The organism is Hallerella porci, assembly GCF_003148885.1.
Lineage (GTDB): Bacteria > Fibrobacterota > Fibrobacteria > Fibrobacterales > Fibrobacteraceae > Hallerella > Hallerella porci.
Window position 1 is genome coordinate 1 of sequence record NZ_QGHD01000072.1, and the last position, 1,218, is coordinate 1,218.

General features: G+C 39.3%; 1 protein-coding gene. It reads left to right on the forward strand.

Annotation, left to right across the window (positions count from 1 at the left end; genetic code table 11):
* The first annotated feature begins 476 nt into the window (after positions 1 to 476).
* Positions 477 to 797, forward strand: coding sequence for a helix-turn-helix domain-containing protein (locus tag B0H50_RS13045; RefSeq protein ID WP_106200345.1), 321 nt, complete (start codon positions 477 to 479; stop codon positions 795 to 797).
* Positions 798 to 1,218 lie beyond the last annotated feature (421 nt).

The following is a 1,218-nucleotide window of genomic DNA, read 5'->3' on the forward strand; positions in this document are numbered from 1 at the left end:
AGCAAAGAACCGCGAAAGCGGTTCTTTTTGATTTGAATGTATCGCCCACCACAAAACTCCCTCCTTCTTGGTTACACGCATTTTCAAAAAATGAAAATATATTTGCCTATGGTATGGAAGAAATTTCGAAAAGAAACATTTTAGAACAAAAGCAATTTTTTCGCAGCGTGTTCCGCGAAATTATTTCGGAATGGCGCACAGAGCAAAAAATTTCCCAAGAACTTTTCGCAAAGCAATGTAAGCTTTCGCGCCCGCGAATATCCCGATTGAAAAACGCGCACGATTTCAATCGACAAATATTTAACCACCGAAAATTCTAAAAAATGGAGATCAATTTAATGAAAAAATTTATTCCAATTTTTCCTTTAGAAATTCACCGCCGCGAAAGGGCTTACCGAATCATTCAAATGCGCCCACTCATTTTGCAACTTATCAGTTACACAAAATTTCGGATAAATTGATACCTTTTGGTTCCTATGAAAAATGAAATCGTTTCCGCTCGCACCGCCCTTGTCCGGAGAGCTTTCCGCACGGTTCTCACCGAGTGGCACGCCGAAAGCAAACTCAACCGCGTTCAACTCGCCGAAAAATGCAACATGTCTCGGCTGCATTTATACCGCCTCGAAAATTGCCGCGAGTCGCCCACACTCCCCACAATTGCGAACATTCTCAAAGCGCTCGGAAAAAATTGGATTGATTTCGGCAAAGCGATGGAAAAAGCAGTCCTAGCAGAACAACTCGCCCAAACAGAACGCCTCGTCGCCGAAGAACAAAGCAGTTGGAAATCAATTCGGTAAAAATTTTCCGTTAAGATTTCCCCGCCACTGAGCGGTACACTTAAATTCAATTTCGTATTGTTTTGAAAATTTAACATTTATAAACCATTGCAAAATTTTATTCAATAAAATAAATTTTACTACACAACTTCCATTTGGTGTTTGGAGGGCGGAACGCGAAAGCGTTCCGTTTTTCGTTTTAAGACAATTTTTTATCAAAGCTTAAAAAAACTCATCCACTAAACAACTTGCTTTTGTTTAATCATTTTTACACTTTGAAAGGATTTTATTCTTGCATTTTCAAGCACATCAAAATATATTTTCTCTTGGATTGAGCCGTGGAGGATGATCGTTCTTTGCGGTATGAATAAACCTTAATCCGGTTATTCGACAAACGACAATAATTCAATCCAGGAGAAGTGCGGACGCACTTCTCTTTTTT

Bases quoted from the DNA above. Each gene is read 5' to 3' on its own strand.
- B0H50_RS13045 (WP_106200345.1), top strand. From the start codon at position 477: ATGAAAAATGAAATCGTTTCCGCTCGCACCGCCCTTGTCCGGAGAGCT.